Origin of the sequence: Rhodococcus gordoniae (assembly GCF_001646655.1) — a bacterium.
GTDB classification, from domain to species: Bacteria; Actinomycetota; Actinomycetes; order Mycobacteriales; family Mycobacteriaceae; genus Rhodococcus; species Rhodococcus gordoniae.
On the sequence record NZ_LPZN01000003.1, the window covers coordinates 336,616 to 360,896 of the forward strand.

Below are 24,281 nucleotides of genomic sequence, written 5' to 3' on the forward strand. Positions count from 1 at the left end.
GTATGCCCCGCGCCGCGCGGGCGGGATCAGGCCGGTGGATCGAGCACCTGACGGAACAGGACCGTCCCTCGCGAGTCGAGCAACTCGACCCGCATCTGCCTCGTCCCTCCGTCGATGAACACCTCCCCGAAGTGCTGATATCCGTCCATCGGTGAGGTGTTCGCCGCCGGAGGCGCGTGCACGAAGACGGCCTCGGGCCCGAACGTCCCGTCCAGTTCGTCGGGTCCGAAAGCACCCGCGTTGAGCGGTCCCGAGACGAACTCCCAGAACTCGTCGAAGTCGGTGAACGATGCGCGTTCCGGCGAATAGTGATGCGCGGCCGTGTAGTGCACGTCGGCGGTCAACCACACGGTTCCGGTGATGCTGCGCGCCTTGACCGCCGACAGGATCTGCGCGATCTCCGATTCCCGGCCCGACGGAGTGCCGTTGTCCCCGTTCGCGATTCCTTCGAAGGCCGTGTCGCCGTCAGGCACGACCAGGCCGATCGGGAGGTCGGCGGCGATGATCTTCCAGGTGGCGGTCGAGCGGGTGAGTTCGTCGATGAGCCACTGCGTCTGCGCGCTGCCGAGTACCTGCCCTGCCGCGCCGACGTTGGTGCCGTTGGCGTCCTTGTAGGTCCGCATGTCGAGTACGAAGACGTCGAGCAGCGGTCCGTACCGCACGACCCGGTGGATACGCCCGTCGACGGCCTCCGCCGGGTCGAGCGGAAGCCACTCGTGGAACGCACGGAAAGCCCGCTTCGCCAGGATGTCCACGTTCTTCTCGGTGTACTGCTCGAGATCCAGGATCTCTCCCGCGTACCAGTTGTTGACGGTCTCGTGGTCGTCCCACTGCACGATCTGCGCGACGGAGGAGTTGAACCGCCGGTAGTTCTCGTCCATGAGGTTGTAGGCGTACTGGCCGCGGTACTCGTCGAGGGTCTGCGCCACGGCACTCTTGGCGTCGGTGACGATGTTGCGCCAGATCCGGCCGTCCGATAGTTCGACGGTCTCCTTCAGCGGATTGTCGGCATACACGACGTCACCGGAATGTACGAACAGGTGCGGGTCGCGACGGGCCATCGTGTCGAAGATCGTCATCCCGCCGAGGTCGGGATTGATGCCGAAGCCCTGACCGGCGGTGTCGCCGGACCACTGCAGCCTGATGTCGCCCGGGGCGGCCGGCGCGGTGCGGAACAGACCCGTCACCGGTTCGGACGTGGCACCGTCCTCACCTTCGAGGACGACACGGTAATGCACCTGTTCGCCCGCCGGCAGTCCCGTCAGCCGCAGCCGGCCGGTTCCGTCCGTCTCGGGGGTCAGCAGACCACCCACGTGCCGCACGGGGTCGGTGAAGGATTCGGTGGCTGCAGTCTCCACGACGAGCCGCGCAGGCCGATCCGAACGCGCCCACACGAGCGCCCCGTCGGCCCGCACGTCGCCGGTGGCCACACCGTGGGTGAGGATCGGCCGCTCACGGACCAGGCTCGGCGTCGCACCGGAATTTCCCGACGAGCATGCCACCGCCGGAGTCGCGAGGGCTCCGAGCGCGACGGTGCGCAACAGGGTTCGACGGGACACGTACATGCTTCTTCTCCAGGGTCCGACGGATTGTGCGGGACGAGCGTGCACAATCCGTACGAACCGTCGGTGAACGGCCAGTGAGGGCCGGGCGCCCGTCCGACGACGAAATCGGAACGGGCGTGAAGCTACCCCGTCAGCGGATGACGTCGCGCCGGACGATGGTCTCGTCGCGACCCGGCCCCACACCGATGCAGGAGATGTAGGCGCCGGAGAGCTCCTCGAGACGCAGCACGTAGTTCTGCGCGTTCTGCGGCAGCTCCTCGAAGGTGCGGGCATGGGAGATGTCCTCCCACCAGCCCGGCATCTCCTCGTAGATCGGCTTGGCGTGGTGCACGTCGGTCTGCGTCATCGGCATCTCGTCGATACGCACACCGTCGACCTCGTACCCGACGCAGATCGGCACGGTGTCGAGACCCGACAGCACGTCGAGCTTGGTGAGGAAGTAGTCGGTGATGCCGTTGACGCGGGTCGCGTAGCGGGCGATGACGGCGTCGAACCATCCCGTGCGGCGTGCGCGGCCGGTGGTGACACCGACCTCTCCGCCCTGCTTCGCGAGGTAGGCGCCGTGGTCGTCGAACAGTTCGGTCGGGAACGGGCCCGAACCGACGCGGGTGGTGTAGGCCTTGAGGATGCCCAGCACCGTCGTGATCCTGGCGGGGCCGATACCCGAACCGACTGCGGCGCCGCCGGCGGTGGGGTTGGACGACGTCACGTACGGATAGGTGCCGTGGTCGACGTCGAGGAGCGTGCCCTGCGAACCCTCGAGGAGGATCGTGTCGCCGCGATCGAGGGCCTTGTTCAGTTCGAGGCGGGTGTCGGTGATGCGGTGCGTGAAGCTCTCCGCCTGCGCGAGCACCTCGTCGACGACCTGCTGCGAGTCGAGTGCCTTGCGGTTGTAGATCTTGACGAGCACCTGGTTCTTGAATTCCAGTGCGGCCTCGACCTTCTGGGTGAGGATCTTCTCGTCGAGCACGTCGGCGACCCGCACGCCCACACGGGCGATCTTGTCCTGGTAGCAGGGGCCGATACCGCGGCCGGTGGTGCCGATCTTCTTCTTGCCGAGGAAGCGTTCGGTGACCTTGTCGATGGCCACGTGGTACGGCATGATCAGGTGCGCGTCGGCCGAGAGCAGCAGACGGCTGGTGTCCACGTCGCGCTTCTCGAGACCTTCGAGTTCGGTGAGCAGCACACCCGGATCCACCACGACACCGTTGCCGATGACGTTGTTGACGCCGGGCGTCAGGATGCCCGACGGGATCAGGTGCAGGGCGAACTTGTCGCCGTTGGGCAGCACCACCGTGTGACCGGCGTTGTTGCCGCCCTGGTAGCGCACGACCCACTGCAGACGTCCGCCGAGTAGATCGGTAGCTTTGCCCTTGCCCTCGTCGCCCCACTGGGCTCCGATCAGGACGATTGCCGGCATGTCGCGCTCTCCTCAGGCAGGTGTCTACGTGCGGGCGGTCTCGCCTGCAGGGTCCTGCCCAACCGGGCAGCAGCCGGGACCACAGTGTAGTCCACCCTCGGACGAGCGCGGATGACGGTCCGGCAGAACCGCCCGGAGCTGCGGCGCGCGGCGGCGGGTCGCCGACCCACCCGGCCACCGGCTTCCCATTACAGTGGACGCAGCCGAGAGCCCGACGAACCCGACCCCTCGAGGAGACCCGTTGACCCCGGTAGTGCTCAGATGCGGTGACGTGCCATTGCCGTTGGCGCTGACCCCCGTGACCGCACTTTCTGCGCCTGCCCTCCCCGAGAAGGACGACTTCGAGGACGTCTTCGCCCACCTCGAGTCGGTGGAGGACCCCCGTCTGGTCCTCGTGGGCGACGATGCGGCCTTCGCCGCGACCGTCACCCGCCTGATGCGCACCGAACGTCTCGACCTGGAGATCGCGTACGTCCCGGAGAAGCGCACCCCCGCCACCGAGGCGTACGGACTGCGGACGGGGTCCAAGGCCGCCACCGTCGCCCTCCAGGGCGTCGCGAAACCGCTGCCGCTCATCCGCGACGACGCCGGCATCGCCCTCGTCGGCCGCGCGTTGCTGTGCGGTGACGAGGACGAGGCGCTCGTCGGAGAGGCCTACGTCGACGACACCCGCCTGTTCTCCGGCACCGTGCCCGGCATCCGCGTCGAACCCACCCCGGCGATGCCCGGTCTTCGGGCCGCGATCGACCGGCCTCGCTGGTTCGGCGGATACAAGTGGCTGACGGGCCGGGCGATGCAGCTGGGTTCCCCCGCCACGGTCGTCACCCGCGACGGGGTAGCGAACCCCAGGGCCCTCAAGCGGTCGACCTTCTACCGGCACGACAAGAAGTGGAAGCTCGTCCGCTGAACCCTTCTCAGCCGACGTTCACGCCGTAATCCCGCGCGATGCCCGCCAGGCCCGACGCGTAGCCCTGGCCGATGGCGCGGAACTTCCACTCCCCACCGTGGCGGTACAGCTCGCCGAAGACCATCGCGGTCTCGGTGGACGCGTCCTCGGTGAGGTCGTAGCGGGCGAGCTCCCGGTTGTCGGCACGGTCGACGACGCGGATGAACGCGTTGCGCACCTGGCCGAACGACTGGCCGCGCGCGTCGGCATCGTGGATCGACACCGGGAAGACGATCGACTTGACCTCCGCCGGAACGGCGACGAGGTCGACGTTCACGCTCTCGTCGTCGCCCTCACCCTCCCCGGTGAGGTTGTCGCCGGTGTGCTCGACCGAGCCGTCGGGCGAACGCAGGTTGTTGTAGAAGACGAAATGCTGGTCGGACAGGACCTTGCCGTTCTCACTCGTCAGCAACGCGCTGGCGTCGAGGTCGAAATCCACGCCGGTCGTCGCCCGCACATCCCAGCCGAGACCCACCGTCACCGCCGTCAGGTTCGGCGCCTCCTTCGACAGCGAGACGTTGCCGCCCTTGGCCAAGCTGACACCCATACCGAATCCTTTCGCTCGATGGTCCTTCTGCCGCCACCCTAGTGAAGATCGGACGAGTCGGGCAGCGACGTGTGAAGGCCGCCGCCCCCGGGTATGCGCCGAGCACCGGACGACGGCCGGGGACGGCGTTCCCGGCCATTCGGTGTGTACAGCGGATGTCGCGCGAGTGAGAAGAGGGTCGGCTGTGGTGATTCGGGTCGCGTCGGTTCCTGCATCACACGTCTACGTCCGGCATCTCGCGTGCCCGGAGGGTGACGACGTGATCCGGTTGGCGGACCCGATTCCGGCCGACGGCCGCAAGGTGCCCGGTGGCTGGTGGCCGCCGTTGATGCTCGAACCGGGCTGGGTGAGCGACCACCACGAGGAATTCGACGTCTTCCACGTCCATTTCGGCTTCGACGCGATCGGCGCGGAACAATTGCAGGACGTCGTCGCCGAACTCGCCGAGCATCACAAGCCACTCGTGTACACAGTCCACGATCTGCGCAATCCGCACCACCCGGAGCCGGGCGAGCACCACAAGCAGCTCGACGTGCTGATTCCCGCTGCGGACGAACTGATCACCCTCACACCGGGCGCCGCCGAGCAGATCCGTCTGCGCTGGGGGCGGAAGGCGACGGTCCTGCCGCACCCGCACGTCGTCGAGCAGCCCTGGCTCGAGCGACCGCGCCGTAACGACGGACCGTTCGTCGTCGGGGTCCACGCGAAGAGCCTGCGGGCGAACATGGATCTGTTCCCCGTACTCGACACGCTCGCCGAGACGATGCGATCCCTGCCGGGCGCCGTACTGCAGATCGACGTGCACGACGAGGTCTTCGATCCCGACAACGCGTACTGGTACAACCCGGAAGCCGGGTCGCGCATCCTGCGGTACGGCGAGCAACCCCACGTGGACGTGCGTGTCCATCCGTACTTCTCCGACGACGAACTGTGGCAGTACCTCTCGGACCTGTCGGTGTCGGTGCTGCCCTACCGCTTCGGCACTCACTCGGGCTGGCTCGAGGCGTGCTACGACCTCGGCACCGCGGTGATCGCCCCGAGCTGCGGCTTCTACGGTGAGCAGCGCCGGTGCGGCGTGTACACCTTCGACGAGAACACCTTCGACGCCGACTCCCTCGACCGTTGCGTGCGTGACTTGTACGAGACCAGGGATTTTCCGCGAGCCGCCTGGCCGCAACGCATGGATGAGCGTCGTGCACTCGCCCGTGCGCACCGCGACATCTACCTACGCGCGACGGGAGGGCGGAACGGATGACGTCGCCCTCGTTGCGTGTAGCCCTCATCGCGTCCAACAGGTATCCGATTCGCCAGCCCTTCGCGGGCGGACTCGAAGCACACGTGTGGCACCTCGCGCACGCGCTCGGCAAGGACGGGCACGAGGTGACGCTCTTCGCCGCACCGGGCTCCGACCCCACACTTCCGGCCGAGTTCCTCGAAGTGCCCTCGTTCGAGGTCGGCGAACTCGCGCGAAGCGACGTGTCGATGCCGCCGGCAGACGGTTTCCTCGGCGACCACCACGCCTACCTGTCGCTGATGCTCGATCTCGCCGGACCGTCCGCCGATGCCTTCGACGTCGTGCACAACCACAGCCTGCACTACCTGCCGATCGCGATGGCCCGGACACTGCGTACCCCGCTGCTGTGCACCCTGCACACGCCGCCGACGCCCTGGCTCGAGTCGGCGATGGCCACACCGGGTGGATGTCCGGGCACATTCGTCGCGGTCAGCCGCCACACCGCGGCGGCGTGGGAACACGCCACCCCCGGTCCGGTCGCGGTCGTGCCCAACGGCGTCGACCTCGGGGCATGGCCCGTCGGCCCGGGGGGTGACGACCTGATCTGGTTCGGCCGCCTCGTACCGGAGAAGGGTGCACACCTTGCGATCGAGGCCGCGCGGCGAGCCGGCTACCGAGTGCGGATCGCCGGGCCGATCAGCAACCGCGAGTACTTCTCCCGACACGTCGAACCGTTCCTCGGCCCCGACGTGACCTACCTCGGTCACCTGTCCCAACCCGATCTCGCTGCAGCGGTCGGCAATTCGGCGGCATCTCTCATCACCCCGCAGTGGGACGAGCCGTACGGGCTCGTCGTCGCCGAGTCCCTCGCGTGCGGGACACCCGTGGTGGCCTTCGCTCGCGGCGGGATCCCGGAGGTGGTGGACGAGAGCAGCGGATGCCTCGTCGCGCCGGACGACATCGACGGCCTCGCTGCGGCGGTGCCCTGCGCGGTCGGCCTCTCCCGTTCCTCCGCCCGGGCCTGCGCGGAGGAGCGCTGTTCGGAACGCACGATGGTCGACGCGTACGTCTCGCTGTATCGGGAGCTCGCAGGAGCGGCATGATCGGCTACTACATCCATCATCACGGGCACGGGCACCGTACCCGCGCGAGCAGCATCTGCGCGCATCTGCAGGCGCCGGTGACGGCGTTGTCGTCGGCACCGCTCGGCAGCGCGTCGGATGCCTTCGACGACGTGGTGCTGCTCCCCCGCGACGACCTCGCCGTCGGACCCGACGGCCCACGACGTCCTGCACTGGGTTCCCAGCCATGACGACGGTCTCCGCGAACGCATGCACGCGCTGGGTTCGTGGATCGCCGCGACGCGGCCGAGCCTGCTGGTGGTGGACGTATCGGTGGAAGTGACGCTCCTCGCCCGGCTGTACGGCATCCCCGTGGTGGTGCTGGCGATGCCGGGCGAACGCACCGATACCGCGCACACACTCGCGTACCGCATCGCCGACCACATCGTCGCGCCGTGGGCACAGGAGATCTACGACCCGCACTGGCTGCGCCCGTATATGGACAGGACATCGTATGTCGGGGGCATCAGCCGGTTCGACGGTCGTCCGGCACCCACCCGGCCGTCCGCCGAGAAGCCGCGGGTGCTCGTGATGAGCGGCAGCGGCGGGTCGTCGATCACGGTCGACGATCTGCTCCGCTTCTCGGCCCGCTTCCCGGAGTACACGTGGGAAGGTCTCGGGGTCGCCGGGGGTCCGTGGGTCGACGACCCGTGGCCCGTCCTCGCGGGAGCCGATGTCGTGATCGGGCACGCGGGACAGAACACCGTCGCCGACATCGCGGCCGCCGCACGACCTGCAGTCGTCATCGCCGAACCCCGTCCGTTCGACGAACAGCACTCCACCGCAAAGGCTCTCGAGAAGTCCGGCCTGGCAGTGGGACTCGACGGCTGGCCCGAGCCCGGACGTTGGCCCGAACTGATCGAATGGGCACGCGGTCTCGACCCGATCGAGTGGAAACGCTGGCAGGTCGATGGCGCTGCGGCGCGGGCCGCCGCAATCCTGGACGAGCTCGCGGGGGCGCCGTGACCGTCTCGGTCGTCACCGTCGCCGCCGGTCGCAGCACGCATCTGCGGCGGCAACTCGACGGCCTCGCGCGCAGCACCCGAACACCCGACGAGCACATCGTCGTCGCGATGGGTGATCCGGAGGTCGCCGATGTGGTCGCTGCTGCGAAATCGCCGGCGCGGGTGGTGCCGATGGATGTCGGTTCCGGGCGCCTACCGGTCGCGGAAGCGCGGAATCTCGGAGCCCGTGCGGCGTCGTCCGACCTGCTGGTCTTTCTCGACGTCGACTGCATCCCGTCCCCCGAGCTGCTCGAACGGTACATCGACGCAGCCGTGCGCCATCCCGCCGCGCTTCACTGCGGTCCCGTCACCTACCTGCCCGAGCCGGGACCCGGCGGCTACGACCTCGCCCGACTCGGTGACTCCGTCGATCCGCACCCGGCCCGCCCGTTTCCACCCGACGACGAGATCGTGCTGAACGACGCACACGAGATGTTCTGGTCGCTCTCGTTCGCAGCCCGGCCACTCGTATGGGACCGTATCGGCGGCTTCTGCACCGCGTACCGGGGGTACGGCGGGGAGGACACCGATTTCGGTCAGAAGGCCGCGCGCGCCGGAGTCCCCATGGCATGGGTCGGGGGCGCCCACGCCTTCCACCAGTACCACCCGGTGTCGAATCCGCCGGTCGAACATCTCGACGACATTCTCGTCAATGCCACACTGTTCCAGCAGCGTTGGGGCTGGTGGCCGATGCGGGGCTGGCTCGACGAATTCGAGCGGACGGGACTCGTCTCCTTCGACCCCGACACGCAGCGGTGGACGAAGGTGCGGACGACCGGCCCGTGAAGACTTCTCGTGCCGTGTGCTAATTTCGGCACCGTCATTGCGACGACGCACGAGGAAGCCGGTGTGATTCCGGCGCGGTCCCGCCACTGTGACCGGTAGAGCGATCTCCGGGAGCCAGATACTCACGTCGCCGTACCTCCTTGCCCGGGGCGGACTTCCCCGAGAGAGGGTGTCATCGCCATGCGTGTACGCGCAGCCTTTCCGACGCTCCTTGTCGCGCTGACCTCCGCAAGTCTTCTGCTCGCCGGATGTTCGACGGCGCCGTCCGATGCCGAGAACGCTGCCCCGGACGGGTGTATCACCGACTTCGACCCCTCGGTCGACTATTTTCCCGACAAGTCCGAGATCGTCGACGCCGAGAACTTCTCGATCACCTACGAGAAGAGCTACCAGGTGCTTACCGTCGACGAGCCGTTCACGGGTGCACAGCCGGAGTCGTACGTGCTGGTCAAGTGCGGTGCACCTGCCCCGGAGCTGTCGGGCGATCTGGCCACGGCCCAGCAGATCCAGGTGCCGATCACGAGCCTGTACTCCGGCTCGACCACCCACCTACCACTGGTGACCGAACTCGACGAGCTCGATGTGCTCACCGGCGTCTCGAACGGTTCGTATGTCTCCGACACCACCGTGATCGAACGCATCGAGTCCGGTGACATCGCCGAATACGCAGCGGGCGGCACGATCGACACCGAAGCCGTCGTGCTGGCCATGCCCGACGTGGTGATGACCGGTGGCACCGACGACCCCGCCTACACGCAGCTGCGCGAGGCCGGGATCGGCGTGGTCGCCAACGCCGAATGGCTCGAGGCATCGCCGTTGGGGCGGGCCGAGTGGATCAAGGTCGTGGCTGCACTCACCGGCAAGGAGGCCCGGGCCGCCGAGGTCTACGACGGCATCCGCGACCGGTATCTCGACGTCGCGGCGAAGGCCGCGGGCGTCGAGACCGTGCCCGTGCTGCCCGGCGGGATGTCGCAGGGCACCTGGTACATGTCCTCCGGCGGCAGTTACATGGGCCGGTTGTTCAGCGATGCCGGTGCCCGCTGGCCGTGGCAGGACGTAACGACCACCGGCTCGCTTCCCCTCGACTTCGAAGCCGTGGTCGCGCAGGCCGCCGACGCTCCGACCTGGCTCGTGGTCGACAACAACTGGACCTCCATCGGTGATGCCCTCGCCGATGACGAGCGCTACGGATCGCTCGCCGCGGTCGACACCGGCCGGGTCTGGAACGCGAACAAGGCACTCGGACCGAACGGCGGCAACGACTTCTACGAGCGCGGCGTACTGCGTCCCGATCTGATCCTGGCGGATCTCGTCGCGATCCTGCATCCCGATCTTCTACCCGACCACGAGTTCACGTTCTATCGGCAACTGCCGGCATGACCGCAGTGCTGAGGACACCCGAGCCGACGGTCGGTCGACGGCTGGAAGTACCCCCTCGGGTAGGTCGTGTCACCGTCGTGTTCGTGACTCTCGCGGTCGCAGTCGCCGTCGCGACGGTGCTGTCGGTGACCCTGGGGTCGGTGACGGTACCGCTCGACGAGACCGTGCGGGTGTTGGTCGGCGGTTCCGCGACGGATGACCGCTGGGACATGGTGGTTCGCGACCTGCGTCTGCCGCGCACCGTCACCGCGATCGCGGTCGGCGCCGCCCTGGGCATCGCGGGTCTGCAGATGCAGACGTTGTTCCGCAACGCTCTCGCCGACCCGTTCGTTCTCGGTGCGAGTTCCGGCGCCGGTCTCGGTGTCGCCGTCGTGGTGGTGGCCGGGGGTGGCGGCGCCGGCGGGTTCACCGCGGGGCTGGCCGGCCTCGGCCGTGCCGGTGTGGTGGTCGCCGCGGCGCTCGGGGCGGCCGCAGTGCTCCTACTGATCGTGGTGCTGGCGCGATGGGTGACATCCGCGGTGACGCTGCTGCTGATCGGGGTGATGCTGGGGTCGGCGACCACCGCGGTGGTTTCCGTCCTCCTGGTCTACGCGGATCCGCAACGGAGCCAGCAGTTCCTGGTGTGGGGGCTGGGCAGTTTCACGGCGACGACCTGGTCCGACCTGAAATTGCTCGTACCCGTGGTACTCGGGGGAATCGCCGTCGCCCTGGTGACGGTGCGTGCCTTGAACGCTCTGCTCCTCGGCGAGGGTTATGCCCGTTCGATGGGCATCGACATCCGCACCGTCCGGTTGACGACGGTGGTCTCGGCAGCATTGCTGGCCGGAGCCACCACGGCCTTCTGCGGCCCCATCGGGTTTCTCGGCCTCATCGTTCCCCACCTGGCGCGCATGGCGTTCGGCACCTCGGACCACCGGGTTCTTCTGCCGGGTGTGGCGCTGCTCGGCGGGGTACTGGCACTGATCTGCGGGATAGTGAGCCAGATGCCGGGCACCGATACCGTCCTCCCACTCAACGCCGTCACGGCGATCGTGGGCGCGCCCGTGGTCATCGCCGTGCTGATCCGCTCACGTCGTGGAGCACTGGGGGCGGCGCTGTGACCCCCGGCGTAGAACTGCGTGATCTGACCGTCGGCTACACCCATCGCCGTGCCTTCCGTAAGAGGACGGTCACGGAGATCGCGGCGAAGGTGAACGCCGTTGCTCGACGGGGTGAACTGACCGCGCTCGTCGGACCGAACGGCGCGGGCAAATCGACTCTGTTGCGCACACTGTGCGGACTGCAACCCCCGTTGCACGGCCGGGTACTCGTCGACGGTGAGGACCTCGCCACGGTACGCCCCGCCGATCTCGCGACCCGCATCTCCGTGGTCCTCACCGACCGCATCGACCCGGGCCTGCTGACCGTGCGCGAACTCGTCGCCCTGGGCCGGACTCCCCACCTGCCGACCGGCGCCCGGTTGTCCTCCGAGGACCGGGCTGCGGTGGACCGGGCCCTCGACGCTGTGGGAGCTGCGTTGCTGGCGTCCCGGCAGTTCGGCGAATTGTCCGACGGCCAGCGCCAGCGGAGTCTCACCGCCCGGGCGCTCGCCCAGGATCCGTCGTTGCTGGTGCTCGACGAACCCACCTCGTTCCTCGACGTTCCGTCCCGGGTCGAGCTCGTCGACGTGCTGGGACGCCTGGCGCGCGAGCAGAATCTGGCGGTCGTGATGTCCACCCACGAACTCGAACTCGCACTACGGGTGTCCGACCGGATGTGGCTGCTCGACGCAGACCGCACACTGACATGCGGCACCCCCGTTGCCCTGGCCGAATCCGGCCGTATCGGAGCGGCGTTCGATCGCGGACGCATGCGGTTCGATCCTCGTAGGATGGTGTTCGACCTGGAAGCGGAGGACAGCCGTGTCTGATGCGATCGGGGTTCTCGAGCGAATCGCCGTATGGAGCCCGTACTTCCGCGTGAGTACCGGACCTGCCGACGACAGATGGCGTCCCACCGCAGATCTGGCCGACCCCGCGACCCGCGACGCTCTGGTGGCCGATACTGCCGCGCGGATGGGCACCGACGAACCGCGCGTGGCGGCATCGACCCTCTTCTTCGGATACGTCGCACGCGTGTGGTCGGTGGCGATCGGTTCCGTCGTCGACTCCGGACGATGCATCCGGCTCGATCCCGGGCAACTCCTGTGGCGCAACGACGCCGGACTGCACCTGCACATCACAGAACCCGGATTCGGCGACGACGTCGTGACGGAAGTCCTCGACCGCCAGATCGAACCCCTCGTCCATGCGTGGCGCGACGTGGTGGCAGGCGGCCTGTTGTGGGGCAACACGGCATCCGCCCTGATCGGCGCCGGGCGGATGATCGGTTCGGCTGCACAACCTCTCGTCGGTGCTGCACTGTCCGATCCGCGTCTCGCCGAAGCCCTCGACCCGGCGACCGGCCGACGTCGCAGCTGCTGCCTGTACTACCGCACACCCACCGGCGGGGTGTGTGGCGACTGCGTCTTTCCCACCCCGCCGAAGGACCGCTCGAAGGAGATTCCGTGACAGTCGTTTTCGATCCCGAGATCATCGATACCGAGGACGGCGGGCGCGAACAGCGCTGGCCCCTGCCGACCGACGAGGACAGCCTGCTGCGCCTGATCCGGCTGTTGTTCGAGAACTACTGGAACGACATGTGGTTCGGTCTGCTCATCGAAGGTTCGGCACTGGAGGTCGCGGCCCCCGACGCGCCGAAGAAGATCGGCATGTACGACGGGTACGTCACCGTCGATTTCGGCCGGTGGCATTTCCATCTGTGCATCGGCGAACACACCGCGAGTGGGCCGGAACTCGGCCGGATCCGCCGCTGCGGCCGCGCCGAGCTGTACCGCAGGATCGGCAAAGACGACACCGTCACCTCCTGGGGTCTGCGCATGTTCAACGGCCGGGACGAGCAGATGCTCACGATCATGCTGCCCACCCCGTTTCTCACCAACACCCAGCAACTGACGGAGGAACCGGTCTGGGAGCACCTCGAGGCGTGGGACCGCATCCGCGCGGAGTTTCTGGGATTGGACCCCGATCCGCGCGACCGCACAGGCAGGGGGTTCCGGCACACATGAGAGGCACGCCCGCTCCTGCTGCGGCGGCCTCCAGCTCCCCGCAGGCATCGACCTCGCGGATACATGCCGGCCGGAACACACCCGGTCACCGGGCGGCCTCGATGCCGACCGAGCGGTGGGGCAGGACCAGCGGAGTGCCTGCGACGGGATCGGTGATCACGGTGGCCTCCACACCGAAGACCTCGCGCACCATCTCGGGAGTGATGACGTCGCTGGGAGGTCCGGCGGTCACCAGCGTCCCCGCTCGCATCGCCACAAGGTGATGGGCGTAGCGACTGGCCATGTTGAGGTCGTGCAACACCAGCACGATGGTGCGCCCGAGGCGGTGGTTCAGGGAAGCGAGCAGGTCGAGCACCTCGATCTGATGGGCCAGGTCGAGGAAGGTCGTGGGCTCGTCGAGCAGCATGATCTCGGGATCCTGGGCCAACGCCAGCGCGATCCACACGCGCTGGCGTTGGCCACCCGACAATTCGTCGATCGGGCTCTCGGCCAGATGGTCGACGCCGGTCGCCGCCAGTGCGACAGCCACCGCCCGGTCGTCTTCGGCACTCCACTGACGGAACCACCGTTGATGGGGATGCCGGCCCCGGCCGACGAGATCGGCGACGGTGATGCCGTCCGGGGCGAGGGGCTGCTGCGGCAGCAGACCGAGGGTGCGGGCCAGCGTGCGCGCCGGCATCTCGGTGAGCTCGGTACCGTCCAGAAGGACTCTGCCGTGCTGCGGCGACAGCAGACGGGCCAGGCCCCGCAACAGCGTCGATTTGCCGCACCCGTTGGGTCCGACGATCGCTGTGATACGGCCGGCAGGCAGGCTCGTGGTCACCTGGTCGACGATCAGCGAGGAGCCGTAGCCAAGGCTGAGCTGCTCGGTCGTCAACGAGACCGACCGGGTCGTGTGTGCCGGCTGCGGTGTCATCCGGCGGCTCCGATGCGGTGGGCGCGGGCGAGGAGGTAGAGCAGGACCGGCGCTCCGAGGATCGCCGTGAGGACTCCGACGGGCATCTCCGACGGCGCGAAGATCGAGCGGCCGGCCAGATCGGCGCCGACCACCAGGAGGGCGCCGACGGCAGCAGAGGGCGCAAGGCCGACCTGCCGCTCGGCGAGGATGCGGCGGGTGATCTGCGGCGCCACCAGGGCGACGAATCCGATGGGGCCGGCAGCTGCGGTCGCCATCGCGGCGAGAACTACTGCAATCAGCAGCAACAGCACCTTGCGGCCTCGACCTGCTCCGCTCAGGGTACGGGTGAGGTCGTCGCCGAGCTCGAGCAGCCGCAGGTGCCGCGACCCCACGATCAGGGCCGGGACCGTCGCCGCCAGCGCGATGACGATGATGGTCACGTGCAGCCCGCTGCGATCGGCCAGGCTGCCGGTCAGCCAGGCGGCGGCACTCATGGCTCGGTGGATGTCGGAACGGGTGAGCAGATAGGAGACAGCCGAGGAGAGCATCGCTGCGACACCGATGCCGACCAGCACCAGCCGGAAGCCGTGCAGACCGCGACGGTAGGCGATGAGCACGATCATCAACGCAGCCAGAAGCGCGCCGGCCAGCGCACCGAACACGAGCTGCAGACCGCTGCCTCCCACGACGAGCAGCACGGTCAGTGCGCCCATCGCGGCCCCGGAGTTGATGCCGATGATGTCGGGGCTGACGAGCGGATTGGCGGCAATGCGCTGCAATATGGCCCCCGAGAGCGCAAAAGCCGCGCCGACACCGAGCCCGGTCGATGCCCGGGGCAGGCGGTCGCCCAGCACGACATCGCGCTCGATGAGGGTGCCTCCGCCGCCCACGATGGTGATGGCGTCGGAAACCGAGATCGGGTACACGCCGAGGACCAAGGAAGCCGTGGCGACCGCAACGGCAGCCACGCCGGCGAGGACGGTGAGCAGCACCGAGGAGCGGCTGACCCGAAAGGAGACCGAGGTACCTCGCGGGGTCACCGAGAGCGTGTCGCGGGTCGGACCGCGGCGCACCAGCGAACTCATGTGCCGACCACCTTGCGGTTGCGGACCAGGTAGAGGAAGAACGGGGCGCCGACCAGGCCGGTGATGATTCCGACCTGCAGCTGTTCGGGCCGGACCAGGACACGTCCGAGGATGTCGGCGATCAGCAGCAGCATGGGCGCGAGCACGATGGTCCAGGCGAGCACCCAGCGGTAGTCCGGGCCCGTGATCATCCGTGCGATGTGGGGTACCACGAGCCCGATGAACCCGACCGGACCCGCGATAGCGGTGGCGCCGCCCGCAAGCAGGACTACGGCGAGAGCACCTGCGGTGCGGTCGATCCACATACGGGCACCGAGGCTGCGGGCGAGATCGTCACCCAGAGCCAGAGCATTCAGCGCGCGGGTCAGGCCCACGGCAAGGACGACGCCGGCAGCGATGAACGGCGCCACCGCGGCCAGAGTTTCACTGTCCGAACGGGTCAACGATCCCACGACCCAATAACGGAAGTCCTCCATCGTGGAGGCGTCCTGGAGCGTGATCATCGTGGTGACCGCGCCCAGGAGCGCGGTGAACGCCGACCCGGCCAGCGCGAGCTTCACCGGTGTGGCACCACCCGGCCCGAGCGAGCCGAGCAGGTAGACGAAAACGGCGGCCACCGCGGCTCCTGCGAAGGCGAACCACACGTAACCGGCAGCGCTCATGATGCCGAGACCGACCATCGCCGAGACCACCGCCAGTGCCGCACCGGCGTTGATGCCCAACAGGCCGGGACCCGCCAAGGGGTTGCGGGTCAGACCTTGCATCACCGCGCCGGCGACACCGAGCGCCATCCCGGCCAGCAGCCCGGTCACGGTCCGCGGGATGCGGATATATCGCACCACACGCTCGACGTCACTGTCCGCTGATCCTGTCACGGCCCCGGCCACGTCGGAGAGACCGACCGGCAGGGTGCCGAACAGGACCGAGCCGAGGGTCGCGGCCACCAGGACAATCGTGGCCACCGCGAGGCCGAGCAGACGAGTACGGTTGCCGCTCAGCAGGCCGGAACGCACGACAGGCGCGCCGGCAGCCGTGGCCGGACCGTCCGCAGATCGCTCTGGGGTGGTTGCCGCCGTCGTCACCGCCTACCTCACTCGCCCCCGTCTTGTCCGGTCTCGTCCGGGACGGCCGGGAACAGGTCGGGGTGCAGCAGCGAGGCCAGCAGCTCGATTGCATGGGCGATCCGGACTCCGGCGGCGCGGTCCGCGAACAGGAACGGATGCACGGCACCGTTCCGCACGGCCGACAGGCCCGCGAGCGCCGGGTTCTGCATGATCGTCTGCGCCTCCTCGGCGCCGTCCTGGCGGGTATAGGAGGCATCGCAGCAGGTGCTGGTCACGATGACATCGGGGTCGCGACGGATCAGCTCTTCGAGGTCGATCGCGACGTGGCGTCGCTCGACAAGGTCGGCAAAGGCGTTCACACCCCCGGCCTGCGCGATGATCCGGTTACCGAAGTCGATGCCACCGGCGACGCGGATGCCACCGCCCTCGTCGAGCAGGACGATCGCGACGCTCGGGCGGTCCGCCCCCGCCAGCACCTGGTCGACCGCCGCGATGCGCTGCTGTTGGTCGGCAATGACCTCCTCGGCGCGCTCCTCGACGTCGAACAGGGCCCCGAGGTCGCGCAGGTCGTCATAGATCGTCTCGACGCTCACGGTGGCGGGGTCGATCGCCTCGTCGGACAGTCCGTCCGCGCTGGGGCACAGCGGGCTGAGGATCCAGCTCCGAATGCCGAGCCGGGCCAGACTTGCCCGCGTGCCGAAGCTCTCGTCGCCGGCGCCGTCCTCGGTGAACACGTTGTTGTAGCCCGACAGGACGAAGTCGGGCCCGGTGGCCAGAAGCGCCTCACGGCTGGGGAGCTTCTCGACGTACGGCACCTGCTCCTGGGCATCTGCGTACTCGGGCAGCACCTGAGCGTCGAGGAAGGCGGTCTCGATCAGACGATCGCTGATCCCCAGCGCATGCGCGATCTCGATGGCCGGCTGGTAGGCGGCATACACGCGCTCCGGTGGCGCTTCCACGGTGACGTCGATCCCGCAGTTCTCGACGGTCCTGGAGTCGGCCGACGCGGCGATCTCCTTCTCGTCTGCGCTACATGCGCTCACGCTGATCAGTGTCAGACATGCGGCGGCGACGGTCAGTGTCCGACAGTTCAGCGAAGTCACGCGACGGCCTCCCTCTCGATGTGCTGGGGGATTCGGCACTCGGGCAGCATCGAGGCAGGGAGGGCGCGGGTCGCAGCGACCCGATCACTGATTTCCGGTGCGTGGGCGATAGCGATAGCGATAGCGCGCCCTCCGGGAGGAGCCGGACGCCGAGGAGGCACAGCGGAGACAGAATGAGAGAGAGATGGGTGCACGGCTTCGCGCAGCCTTTCTCGGGGTATGCCGCCCCGATGCCGAAAGGTACGAATGGGGTGAGTATCTGGCTCGCAGACGCTTGTCGAAGCGCCGCTCACAGTGGCGGTACCGCGCCGGATTCACACCGGCTTCCTCGAATCCCATTGCGATGGACGCACCGAGGCTAGCAGGAGCCGGCCATGCCCGATCTTCCGGCTCGTCCGAAGCGGGAGCCGGGCGCGGCGCAGGTCGGTGGTGGTGCAACGCCACTCGAACGGCGTAGCGGTCGTGTCCTGTTCGTCGTCGGTACCACCGCGGTGCGGGAGACCGACATCATCGCCATGCCCTGTCCGGAACCGGAGAACAGACCCGAGGGGCATCACCGTTATCCTCGCGGGGTGGACTCACGGATGCCGGTGCTTGCGCAGGTGCGCGGTGCTGCCGTGGCGTCGGTGTCGGGAGCGGTGAGTATCGCTGCCCACGGCATGGCCGGTGGCGGCATGCCGCCGAGCCAATCAGCAGTGGTGCTGCTGCTGGCCGCGTGCGCGGGTGTCGGTGCCGCGGTCGCCGCCTTCGACGTGCGCGACCGGAACCGGACGTTTCTCCTCGCGGCGCTGACCGCCGGACAGGTGGTCGGGCACACCACCCTCACGGTGGTCGACGACCACGCGCACGATCTGGGACTGTCGTCCGCGATGTTCGCCACCCACCTTGCCGCTGTTGCGGTTTCCGCGGCTCTGGTGCGCGCCGTCGAAGGTGCGTGCCTGCACGTACTGGCGGCCTTCACCCGCGTGCTGCTGGTGCTCGTTTCTGTCCCGCCGGTGCAGACCGTCGTGTGGTCGGCGACGCCGATCCATCGGGCGACGCTGTCGCTGTGGTTGTCGGCCGGCACCGCCGCCGGTACGCGCGGACCGCCGACCGCGGCGTAGTCGGTTTCCCTCCCGATCACTCTGCTGCGCCCGTCACCGGCGCGGGAGAACACGCGATCGCCGGCGGCAGGGCCGACCTCCCTCTCTTTCCGCCGTCCCGCCTCCGCCCTCCACCGGAGGGTCGAACGCAGGGCGTGCGTGCCCTCAGCGGCATCGACCGGATTCGATCTGCCCGAGTCCCCTGATGCCCGCTTTCCTGACGGCGGCTTCGTCGACCGCATCTCCCGTGGCACACGTACTTCCACGTGAACCCACACGGGAAACGCGCAGACGGCGACCGCCCTACGACAACCGAATCGAGACACACTCATGTCCGTTCCCGAACTCGACCGCGGTACAGACGCCGCGGACGACACCGCCGCGGCACACGCCCGGCCTACAACGAAGAACCCTCCGCCGCTTCGCAGCATGCGGCCGCTGATCATGCGACTCCACTTCTATGCCGGGGTTCTGATCGCCCCGTTCCTGCTCATCGCGACGATCAGCGGTGGCCTCTATGCGATCGCTCCGACTCTCGAACAGGTGCTCTACCGCGACCTTCTGCACGCGGACACCTCCGGTCCGGCATTGCCGGTCGCCGATCAGGTACGGGCAGCTCGACAACTACGGCCGGATCTGACCGTCTCGGCGGTGCGCCCGGCCTCCGAAGCCGGTGAGACCACCCGGGTGCTGTTCACCGACCCGTCGTTGGGGGAATCCGAACGCACCGCGGTGTTCATCGATCCGGTGACCGCATCGTCGACGGGCGAATCGGTGGTCTACGGCAGCAGCAGTGCACTGCCGGTACGCACCTGGATCTCCCAGCTGCACCGGCATCTCCATCTGGGAGAGCCCGGCCGGCTCTACAGCGAACTCGCCGCATCCTGGCTCTGGGTGGTTGCCCTCGGCGGGATGTATCTGTGGGTGCAGCGCTATCGGACACAGCGCATGCGGGACATGGAATCTGCCCGTCTGCTGACCGTCGACCGCAACGCGCAAGGACGGAAGCGCACTCTCGGTCGGCACGGTGCTACCGGCATGTGGATCGTCATCGGATTGATCTTCCTCTCCGCCACCGGGTTGACCTGGTCGAAGTACGCCGGTGAGAACATCGGTGAGCTGCGCACCACGTTGAGTTGGACCACCCCGTCCACAGATGCCGCACTCGGTGCCTCCGCTGCCGCCGGGTCGGGGGGACACGACGATCATGGTGGACACGGCGTCGCGTCCGCCGACCCTCGGACACTCGACCGCACCATCGACTTCCTCGACGCGGCGCTCATTCTCGCGGCCGAGAACGAATTCGGCGGCCGAGTCGAGATGAGCATCCCGGCCGATGAGCACACCGCCGTCACCGTCACCGAGACACGCCAGCCCTGGCAGTTCGTCACCGATGCCGTTGCCGTGGACCCCGCCACCGGCGCGGTGACCGACGTGAACCGGTTCGCCGACTGGCCCCTGGCGGCCAAACTCACCGCCTGGGGTATCGGACTGCACATGGGCATTCTGTTCGGCCTGCTCAATCAGGTGGTGCTGCTCGGTCTCGCGATCGCCTTGGCCACGGTCATCGTGTACGGCTACCTGATGTGGTGGGAGCGCCGCCCTGCGCGCGGATCGCGCCGGATCCCCCGTCCCCCGCTGCGCGGTGCGTGGAGGCGTGTCCCTCCGGCCGCGGCAATCGCAGTGGTGGCTGCGACAGTAGTCGTCGGCTGGTTCGTCCCGCTGCTCGGTCTGAGCCTGCTCGCCTTCCTCGTCGTCGACGTCGTCGTCGGCCTCCTGCAGCGCCGACGCTCGCCCGAGTCCTCCCACGAGGCGACCTCCGCGACCGGCTGAGTCTCGTCGTCCCGGCTCGTCGGCTCGGACCCTGCCACGGGGTCCGAGCCGACCCGGCGGTCCGACTCTTCCGAATTCGTTCACGGAAGACTGCATTCCGGTCTCGGAGGTCGTCGTCGAGTCCACACGTCCCGACAGTGGGGACGATCCTTGTATAGTCGGCGCTGCGATCGGTTCGCCGCATGTCGTCGTGAGGAGCCCCGAAGACCTCGTGTGCGCGCCGAAGCACCCGATGCCGACAGGTACCGGGTGTGAGAGGGAACCCGGTGGGAATCCGGGACTGTCCCGCAGCGGTATGCAGGAACGACCGCCGTCACCCAGCACTGGACACCGAGTCCGGGAAGCGACGGCCACTAGGTCCATCTCGACGGAATCGGGATGGGTGCCTGCAAGTCCGAAGACCTGCCGATCGTGTCGGGCACGCCGTGCCCGGCGGTATGCCGCCTCGTGGAATGGGCGCGTGCACCGATCGGCAACACCTCGACCACGGGTCGAGATCACGGGGCTCGTTTCGGGATGCGCGTACGTCGGGCGGTAGACCACCAACGACGAACACCGGAGAAAACCTGATGTCTGCTCCGACAGCATCCCCGTTCACCGCCACCGTGCTCGGATCCGCGCGAATCGGACCGAACCGCGAACTGAAGAAGGCCACCGAGGCCTACTGGGCCGGGCGCCTCGACCGCGGCGGCCTGGAATCGGTTGCCGCGCAACTCCGCGCCGATACGTGGTCCCGTCAGCACACGGCCGGGCTGGACTCGATCCCGGTCGGGACGTTCTCGTACTACGACCACGTCCTCGACACAGCAATCATGCTCGGGGCGTTGCCTCCCCGGGTCGCGGGTATCGCCGACGACCTCGACCGCTGTTTCGCCGCAGCGCGCGGGACCGACGATATCGCCCCGCTCGAGATGACCAAGTGGTTCGACACCAACTACCACTACCTCGTCCCCGAGATCGGACCCGGCACAGTCTTCGAACTCGACGCCACAAAGATCCTGGGTGAGATTGCGGAGGCACGCGAGCTCGGTGTGCCGGCCCGCCCCGTCGTCCTGGGCCCACTGACCTTCCTGCTGTTGTCGAAGCCCGTCGACGGGCAAGGACCGCTGCTCGATCGGGTCGACGAGCTCGTTCCCCACTATCTGGACCTGTTGGCGCAGATCGCCGACACAGGGGTCGACTGGGTGCAGCTCGACGAACCGGCGTTGGTCCGCGACCTCGACAGACCCGCTCTCGATGCGATCGGACGGGTGTACGACGCCCTGGCGCAAGCACAGAAGCGGCCGGCGATTCTCGTCGCGTCGTACTTCGGCAGCCTCGGTCCGGCGCTGGAGCGACTCGCACACACCGGAGTCGAAGGCCTCGCCGTCGACCTGGTCGCCGGTACCACCACCGGAATCGCAGGTCTGCCCGAGCTCGCCGACAAGCTCGTGGTCGCCGGTGTCGTCGACGGCAGGAACGTATGGCGCACCGACCTCGAACAGGCCTTGTCGACGCTGGCCACACTGCTCGGTTCCGCAGCGGCCGTTGCGGTGTCGTCGTCGTGCTCACTACTGCACGTGCCGTACACGATCGATACGGAACCGGATCTCGACGAGTCGCTGCGCACGTGGTTGGCCTTCGGCAACGAGAAGGTCTCGGAGATCGTCACTCTCGCCACCGCTCTGCGTACGGGACGCGACGCCGTCACCGACGAACTCGACGCTGCCCGTACCGCCGCACAGGTGCGGGCCTCGGATCCGCGCCTGCGCAACGATCGGGTGCGCGGTGTCCTCGCATCGATCTCCACCGATCGCACCCGCACACCCGCCGACCGTCGGCGCGAGATCCAGCGTCGCCATCTCGATCTGCCGTTGTTGCCGACGACCACGATCGGCTCGTACCCGCAGACGACCCGCATCCGGGTGACCCGCGCAGCGCTGCGCGCAGGCGAGATCGACCACGGCGAGTATGTGCGGCGGATGCGGGACGAGATTTCCGAAGTGGTTGCGCTGCAGGAGGAACTGGGACTCGACGTTGTGGTGCACGGCGAACCGGAGCGCAACGACATGGTGCAGTACTTCGCCGAGCAGCTCGACGGGTTCTTCGCCACCGCCAACGGCTGGGTGCAGTCCTACGGCACGCGGTGTGTGCGGCCGCCGATCCTCTACGGTGACGTCGCACGCCGCGCGCCGATGACCGTCGAGTGGATCGTCTACGCCCAATCCCTCACCGACAAGCCGGTCAAAGGCATGCTCACGGGCCCCGTCACGATCCTGGCGTGGTCGTTCGTCCGCGACGATCAGCCGCTCGCCGAGACCGCCGACCAGATCGCGCTCGCCATCCGCGACGAGACCGTGGACCTGCAGGCCGCCGGGGTGCGCATCATCCAGGTCGACGAACCTGCACTTCGTGAACTCCTGCCGCTGCGCGCGTCGGAACAGCCCGACTACCTGAAGTGGGCGGTCGGTGCATTCCGGTTGGCGACATCCGGTGTCGCCGACTCCACGCAGATCCACACCCACCTGTGCTATTCGGAGTTCGGAGAGGTGATCGAGGCGATCGCCGGACTCGACGCCGATGTCACGTCCATCGAGGCGGCCCGCTCGCACATGGAGGTCCTCGACGATCTCGACGCCGCCGGGTTCGACCTCGGTGTGGGCCCCGGCGTGTACGACATCCATTCGCCGCGGGTACCGAGCGAGGACGAGATCACAGCACTGCTGCGCACGGCTCTGCAGGCAGTGCCCGCCGACCGACTGTGGGTCAACCCGGACTGTGGGCTCAAGACCCGCGGTACGACGGAGGTCACGGCCTCACTGGCGAATCTCGTCGCCGCTGCCGCCACCGTGCGTGCCGAGCTGAACAGATAGCTACCGCACCAGAAGGAGGTCCTCGACGATGTCCGCCCATCGCACACTCGAATCCCTTGACCAGGGAGCAGAACTGGCGGGTACACACTGCGGATGACATGACCACGAACGACCACGGTCCGCAGCTGTCGTGAACGTGCCGCCGAGCCTCCGTTGTGATCGCGGTGCTCGTCGTCGCCCGAACTGCTCGACATGCAGTCCTTGTGAACTCGGAAGCGCGAAATGGTCATCGGTGCGCGCTGTTACGCGCTCCGATGACCGTTTCGCGCTCCGACCCTCAGGTGAACGGAACACCCCCGGTGACGGCGACGGTCTCGCCGGTGATGTAACTCGACTCCTGGGAGGCGAGGAAGACGTAGGCGGGCGCGAGTTCGGCGGGCTGGCCGGGACGTCCGAGCGGGGTGTCCTTGCCGAACTGCCCGTAGGCGTCCTTCGGCATCGTCGCAGGGATGAGGGGGGTCCAGATCGGTCCGGGTGCAACGGCATTGACACGGATGCCCTTGCTCGCCACGTCCGAGGCGAGGCCCTTGGTGAAGTCGACGATGCCGGCCTTCGTGGTCGCGTAGTCGAGCAGTCCGGGCGACGGGCTCACCGCCTGGATGGACGTGGTGTTGACGATCGTCGAACCCGGCTGCATCGCGGCGACCGCGAACTTCGACAACCAGAACAGAGCGTAGAGGTTCGTCTTCATCACGCGGTCGAACTGCTCGGTGGAGATGTCGCCGATGCCGCCGGGTTCGAGATGCTGGTAGGCCGCGTTGTTGACGAGGATGTCGATGCCGCCGAGTTCGGACACCGTCGTGTCCACGAGCCGCCGGCAGAATTCCTCCTCCCGGATGTCCCCGGGCATACGCACCGCCCGTCGGCCGGCGCGCTCGACGAGTTCGGCGGTCCGCCGCCCGTCCGCGTCCTCGTCGTCGAGGTAGGCCAGCACGACGTCGGCGCCCTCCCGGGCGAAGGCGATCGCGACCGCCCGACCGATACCGGAATCGCCTCCGGTGATCAGTGCGCGCCGACCTTCGAGTCGTTTGCTCCCCCGGTACGTCTCCTCACCGTGGTCGGGAGCGGAGACGAGATCGGCGGTCGCCCCGGGGTAGGCGATCTCCGGTTGTTCCTCGAGCGGTGGGACGGGATGCTGCTCTCCCGGGTGCTGCATGCTGTATTGGTCCTTCTCCGGCATTCTCGCCCTCCCTCGATCGAGTTCGTGAACGGCAATACCCGGTCCTCGACGGCATCACACCGGAGCCGGCCCCGA

20 protein-coding genes, 1 pseudogene and 3 riboswitches are annotated in these 24,281 nt (G+C 68.1%); of the genes and pseudogenes, 13 read left to right on the plus strand and 8 right to left on the minus strand.

Features of this window, described 5'->3' with window-relative positions; translation table 11 throughout:
- Positions 1-26: 26 nt before the first annotated feature.
- Both A8G18_RS03345 and A8G18_RS03350 read right to left on the minus strand, forming a co-directional pair.
- On the minus strand, positions 27-1,565 hold the full coding sequence (locus tag A8G18_RS03345; protein ID WP_064062696.1) for an alkaline phosphatase D family protein: 1,539 nt from the start codon (positions 1,563-1,565) through the stop codon (positions 27-29).
- 130 nt (positions 1,566-1,695) lie between these two features.
- A complete protein-coding gene (locus A8G18_RS03350; RefSeq protein WP_064062697.1) occupies positions 1,696-2,985 on the minus strand; it encodes an adenylosuccinate synthase in 1,290 nt (429 codons plus the stop codon).
- A gap of 253 nt (positions 2,986-3,238) precedes the next feature.
- Between A8G18_RS03350 and A8G18_RS03355 the strand changes: the two genes are divergently transcribed.
- Positions 3,239-3,892, plus strand: a complete 654-nt coding sequence (locus A8G18_RS03355) for a hypothetical protein (protein WP_026003325.1) — start codon at positions 3,239-3,241, stop codon at positions 3,890-3,892.
- Between the two features lie 7 nt (positions 3,893-3,899).
- Here the strand turns inward: A8G18_RS03355 and A8G18_RS03360 are convergent, their stop codons facing one another.
- Entirely contained in the window at positions 3,900-4,478 is a 579-nt protein-coding gene (locus A8G18_RS03360) for a TerD family protein (protein ID WP_016934313.1), read from the minus strand.
- Between the two features lie 187 nt (positions 4,479-4,665).
- Here A8G18_RS03360 and A8G18_RS03365 point away from each other — a divergent pair, with 187 nt between their 5' ends.
- The 9 genes and pseudogenes from A8G18_RS03365 (at position 4,666) to A8G18_RS03405 (ending at position 13,109) form a co-directional block, all read left to right on the plus strand.
- Positions 4,666-5,733 (plus strand): glycosyltransferase family protein, encoded by a 1,068-nt coding sequence (locus A8G18_RS03365; RefSeq protein ID WP_064062788.1) that lies wholly within the window; start codon positions 4,666-4,668, stop codon positions 5,731-5,733.
- Positions 5,730-6,815, plus strand: coding sequence for a glycosyltransferase family 4 protein (locus A8G18_RS03370; RefSeq protein ID WP_064062698.1), 1,086 nt, complete (start codon positions 5,730-5,732; stop codon positions 6,813-6,815). The genes A8G18_RS03365 and A8G18_RS03370 overlap by 4 nt, the downstream gene beginning before the upstream one ends.
- Positions 6,812-7,799 (plus strand): annotated as a pseudogene (locus A8G18_RS03375) (glycosyltransferase). The gene A8G18_RS03370 and the pseudogene A8G18_RS03375 overlap by 4 nt, the downstream one beginning before the upstream one ends.
- Positions 7,796-8,623, plus strand: a complete 828-nt coding sequence (locus tag A8G18_RS03380; RefSeq protein WP_064062699.1) for a glycosyltransferase family 2 protein — start codon at positions 7,796-7,798, stop codon at positions 8,621-8,623. The pseudogene A8G18_RS03375 and the gene A8G18_RS03380 overlap by 4 nt, the downstream one beginning before the upstream one ends.
- A gap of 18 nt (positions 8,624-8,641) precedes the next feature.
- Positions 8,642-8,763, plus strand: a riboswitch (cobalamin riboswitch).
- Between the two features lie 40 nt (positions 8,764-8,803).
- The gene (locus tag A8G18_RS03385) at positions 8,804-10,003 is read left to right on the plus strand and encodes an ABC transporter substrate-binding protein (protein ID WP_064062700.1); all 1,200 of its coding nucleotides are present in this window, start codon (positions 8,804-8,806) and stop codon (positions 10,001-10,003) included.
- Between the two features lie 83 nt (positions 10,004-10,086).
- Positions 10,087-11,103, plus strand: a complete 1,017-nt coding sequence (locus A8G18_RS03390; protein ID WP_064062789.1) for a FecCD family ABC transporter permease — start codon at positions 10,087-10,089, stop codon at positions 11,101-11,103.
- On the plus strand, positions 11,100-11,912 hold the full coding sequence (locus tag A8G18_RS03395) for an ABC transporter ATP-binding protein (RefSeq protein WP_064062701.1): 813 nt from the start codon (positions 11,100-11,102) through the stop codon (positions 11,910-11,912). The genes A8G18_RS03390 and A8G18_RS03395 overlap by 4 nt, the downstream gene beginning before the upstream one ends.
- Positions 11,905-12,552, plus strand: a complete 648-nt coding sequence (locus A8G18_RS03400; protein WP_064062702.1) for a (2Fe-2S)-binding protein — start codon at positions 11,905-11,907, stop codon at positions 12,550-12,552. The genes A8G18_RS03395 and A8G18_RS03400 overlap by 8 nt, the downstream gene beginning before the upstream one ends.
- Positions 12,549-13,109: a DUF7676 family protein gene (locus tag A8G18_RS03405; protein ID WP_064062703.1), complete on the plus strand. Its 561-nt coding sequence runs from the start codon at positions 12,549-12,551 to the stop codon at positions 13,107-13,109. Before A8G18_RS03400 ends, A8G18_RS03405 begins: the two co-directional genes overlap by 4 nt.
- 85 nt (positions 13,110-13,194) lie before the next feature.
- Here the strand turns inward: A8G18_RS03405 and A8G18_RS03410 are convergent, their stop codons facing one another.
- The 4 genes from A8G18_RS03410 to A8G18_RS03425 are packed head-to-tail and all read right to left on the minus strand — an operon-like array spanning position 13,195 to position 17,259.
- Positions 13,195-14,025 (minus strand): ABC transporter ATP-binding protein, encoded by an 831-nt coding sequence (locus A8G18_RS03410; RefSeq protein ID WP_064062704.1) that lies wholly within the window; start codon positions 14,023-14,025, stop codon positions 13,195-13,197.
- Positions 14,022-15,092, minus strand: a complete 1,071-nt coding sequence (locus A8G18_RS03415; protein WP_064062705.1) for a FecCD family ABC transporter permease — start codon at positions 15,090-15,092, stop codon at positions 14,022-14,024. The genes A8G18_RS03410 and A8G18_RS03415 overlap by 4 nt, the downstream gene beginning before the upstream one ends.
- Entirely contained in the window at positions 15,089-16,174 is a 1,086-nt protein-coding gene (locus A8G18_RS03420) for a FecCD family ABC transporter permease (RefSeq protein ID WP_209446994.1), read from the minus strand. Before A8G18_RS03420 ends, A8G18_RS03415 begins: the two co-directional genes overlap by 4 nt.
- Positions 16,175-16,182: 8 nt before the next feature.
- The gene (locus A8G18_RS03425) at positions 16,183-17,259 is read right to left on the minus strand and encodes an ABC transporter substrate-binding protein (protein ID WP_064062707.1); all 1,077 of its coding nucleotides are present in this window, start codon (positions 17,257-17,259) and stop codon (positions 16,183-16,185) included.
- Positions 17,260-17,492: 233 nt separating this feature from the next.
- A riboswitch (cobalamin riboswitch) is annotated at positions 17,493-17,626 on the minus strand.
- 217 nt (positions 17,627-17,843) lie between these two features.
- On the opposite strand from A8G18_RS03425, the gene A8G18_RS03430 reads away from it, so the two are divergent.
- From A8G18_RS03430 to metE, 3 genes are all read left to right on the plus strand, one after another.
- Positions 17,844-18,362 carry a hypothetical protein gene (locus A8G18_RS03430; protein ID WP_084421442.1) on the plus strand — a complete coding sequence of 173 codons (519 nt, stop codon included), beginning with the start codon at positions 17,844-17,846 and terminating at the stop codon, positions 18,360-18,362.
- A 309-nt stretch (positions 18,363-18,671) separates the two neighbouring features.
- A complete protein-coding gene (locus tag A8G18_RS03435; protein ID WP_064062708.1) occupies positions 18,672-20,174 on the plus strand; it encodes a PepSY-associated TM helix domain-containing protein in 1,503 nt (500 codons plus the stop codon).
- Positions 20,175-20,396: 222 nt separating this feature from the next.
- Positions 20,397-20,598: riboswitch (cobalamin riboswitch) on the plus strand.
- Between the two features lie 145 nt (positions 20,599-20,743).
- Entirely contained in the window at positions 20,744-23,026 is a 2,283-nt protein-coding gene (metE, locus tag A8G18_RS03440) for a 5-methyltetrahydropteroyltriglutamate--homocysteine S-methyltransferase (RefSeq protein ID WP_064062709.1), read from the plus strand.
- Positions 23,027-23,303: 277 nt separating this feature from the next.
- On the opposite strand, the gene A8G18_RS03445 is transcribed toward metE, so the two are convergent.
- Entirely contained in the window at positions 23,304-24,206 is a 903-nt protein-coding gene (locus A8G18_RS03445) for an SDR family oxidoreductase (RefSeq protein WP_064062710.1), read from the minus strand.
- Between the last annotated feature and the right edge of the window lie 75 nt (positions 24,207-24,281).

Excerpts from the sequence above, each read along its gene's own strand:
- A8G18_RS03410 (WP_064062704.1), bottom strand. The coding sequence starts at position 14,025 with ATGACACCGCAGCCGGCACACACGACCCGGTCGGTCTCGTTGACGACC.
- A8G18_RS03430 (WP_084421442.1), top strand. The coding sequence starts at position 17,844 with ATGCCGGTGCTTGCGCAGGTGCGCGGTGCTGCCGTGGCGTCGGTGTCG.
- A8G18_RS03360 (WP_016934313.1), bottom strand. The coding sequence starts at position 4,478 with ATGGGTGTCAGCTTGGCCAAGGGCGGCAACGTCTCGCTGTCGAAGGAG.
- A8G18_RS03445 (WP_064062710.1), bottom strand. The coding sequence starts at position 24,206 with ATGCCGGAGAAGGACCAATACAGCATGCAGCACCCGGGAGAGCAGCAT.
- A8G18_RS03435 (WP_064062708.1), top strand. The coding sequence starts at position 18,672 with ATGTCCGTTCCCGAACTCGACCGCGGTACAGACGCCGCGGACGACACC.
- A8G18_RS03350 (WP_064062697.1), bottom strand. The coding sequence starts at position 2,985 with ATGCCGGCAATCGTCCTGATCGGAGCCCAGTGGGGCGACGAGGGCAAG.
- A8G18_RS03370 (WP_064062698.1), top strand. The coding sequence starts at position 5,730 with ATGACGTCGCCCTCGTTGCGTGTAGCCCTCATCGCGTCCAACAGGTAT.
- A8G18_RS03345 (WP_064062696.1), bottom strand. The coding sequence starts at position 1,565 with ATGTACGTGTCCCGTCGAACCCTGTTGCGCACCGTCGCGCTCGGAGCC.
- metE (WP_064062709.1), top strand. The coding sequence starts at position 20,744 with ATGTCTGCTCCGACAGCATCCCCGTTCACCGCCACCGTGCTCGGATCC.
- A8G18_RS03385 (WP_064062700.1), top strand. The coding sequence starts at position 8,804 with ATGCGTGTACGCGCAGCCTTTCCGACGCTCCTTGTCGCGCTGACCTCC.
- A8G18_RS03415 (WP_064062705.1), bottom strand. The coding sequence starts at position 15,092 with ATGAGTTCGCTGGTGCGCCGCGGTCCGACCCGCGACACGCTCTCGGTG.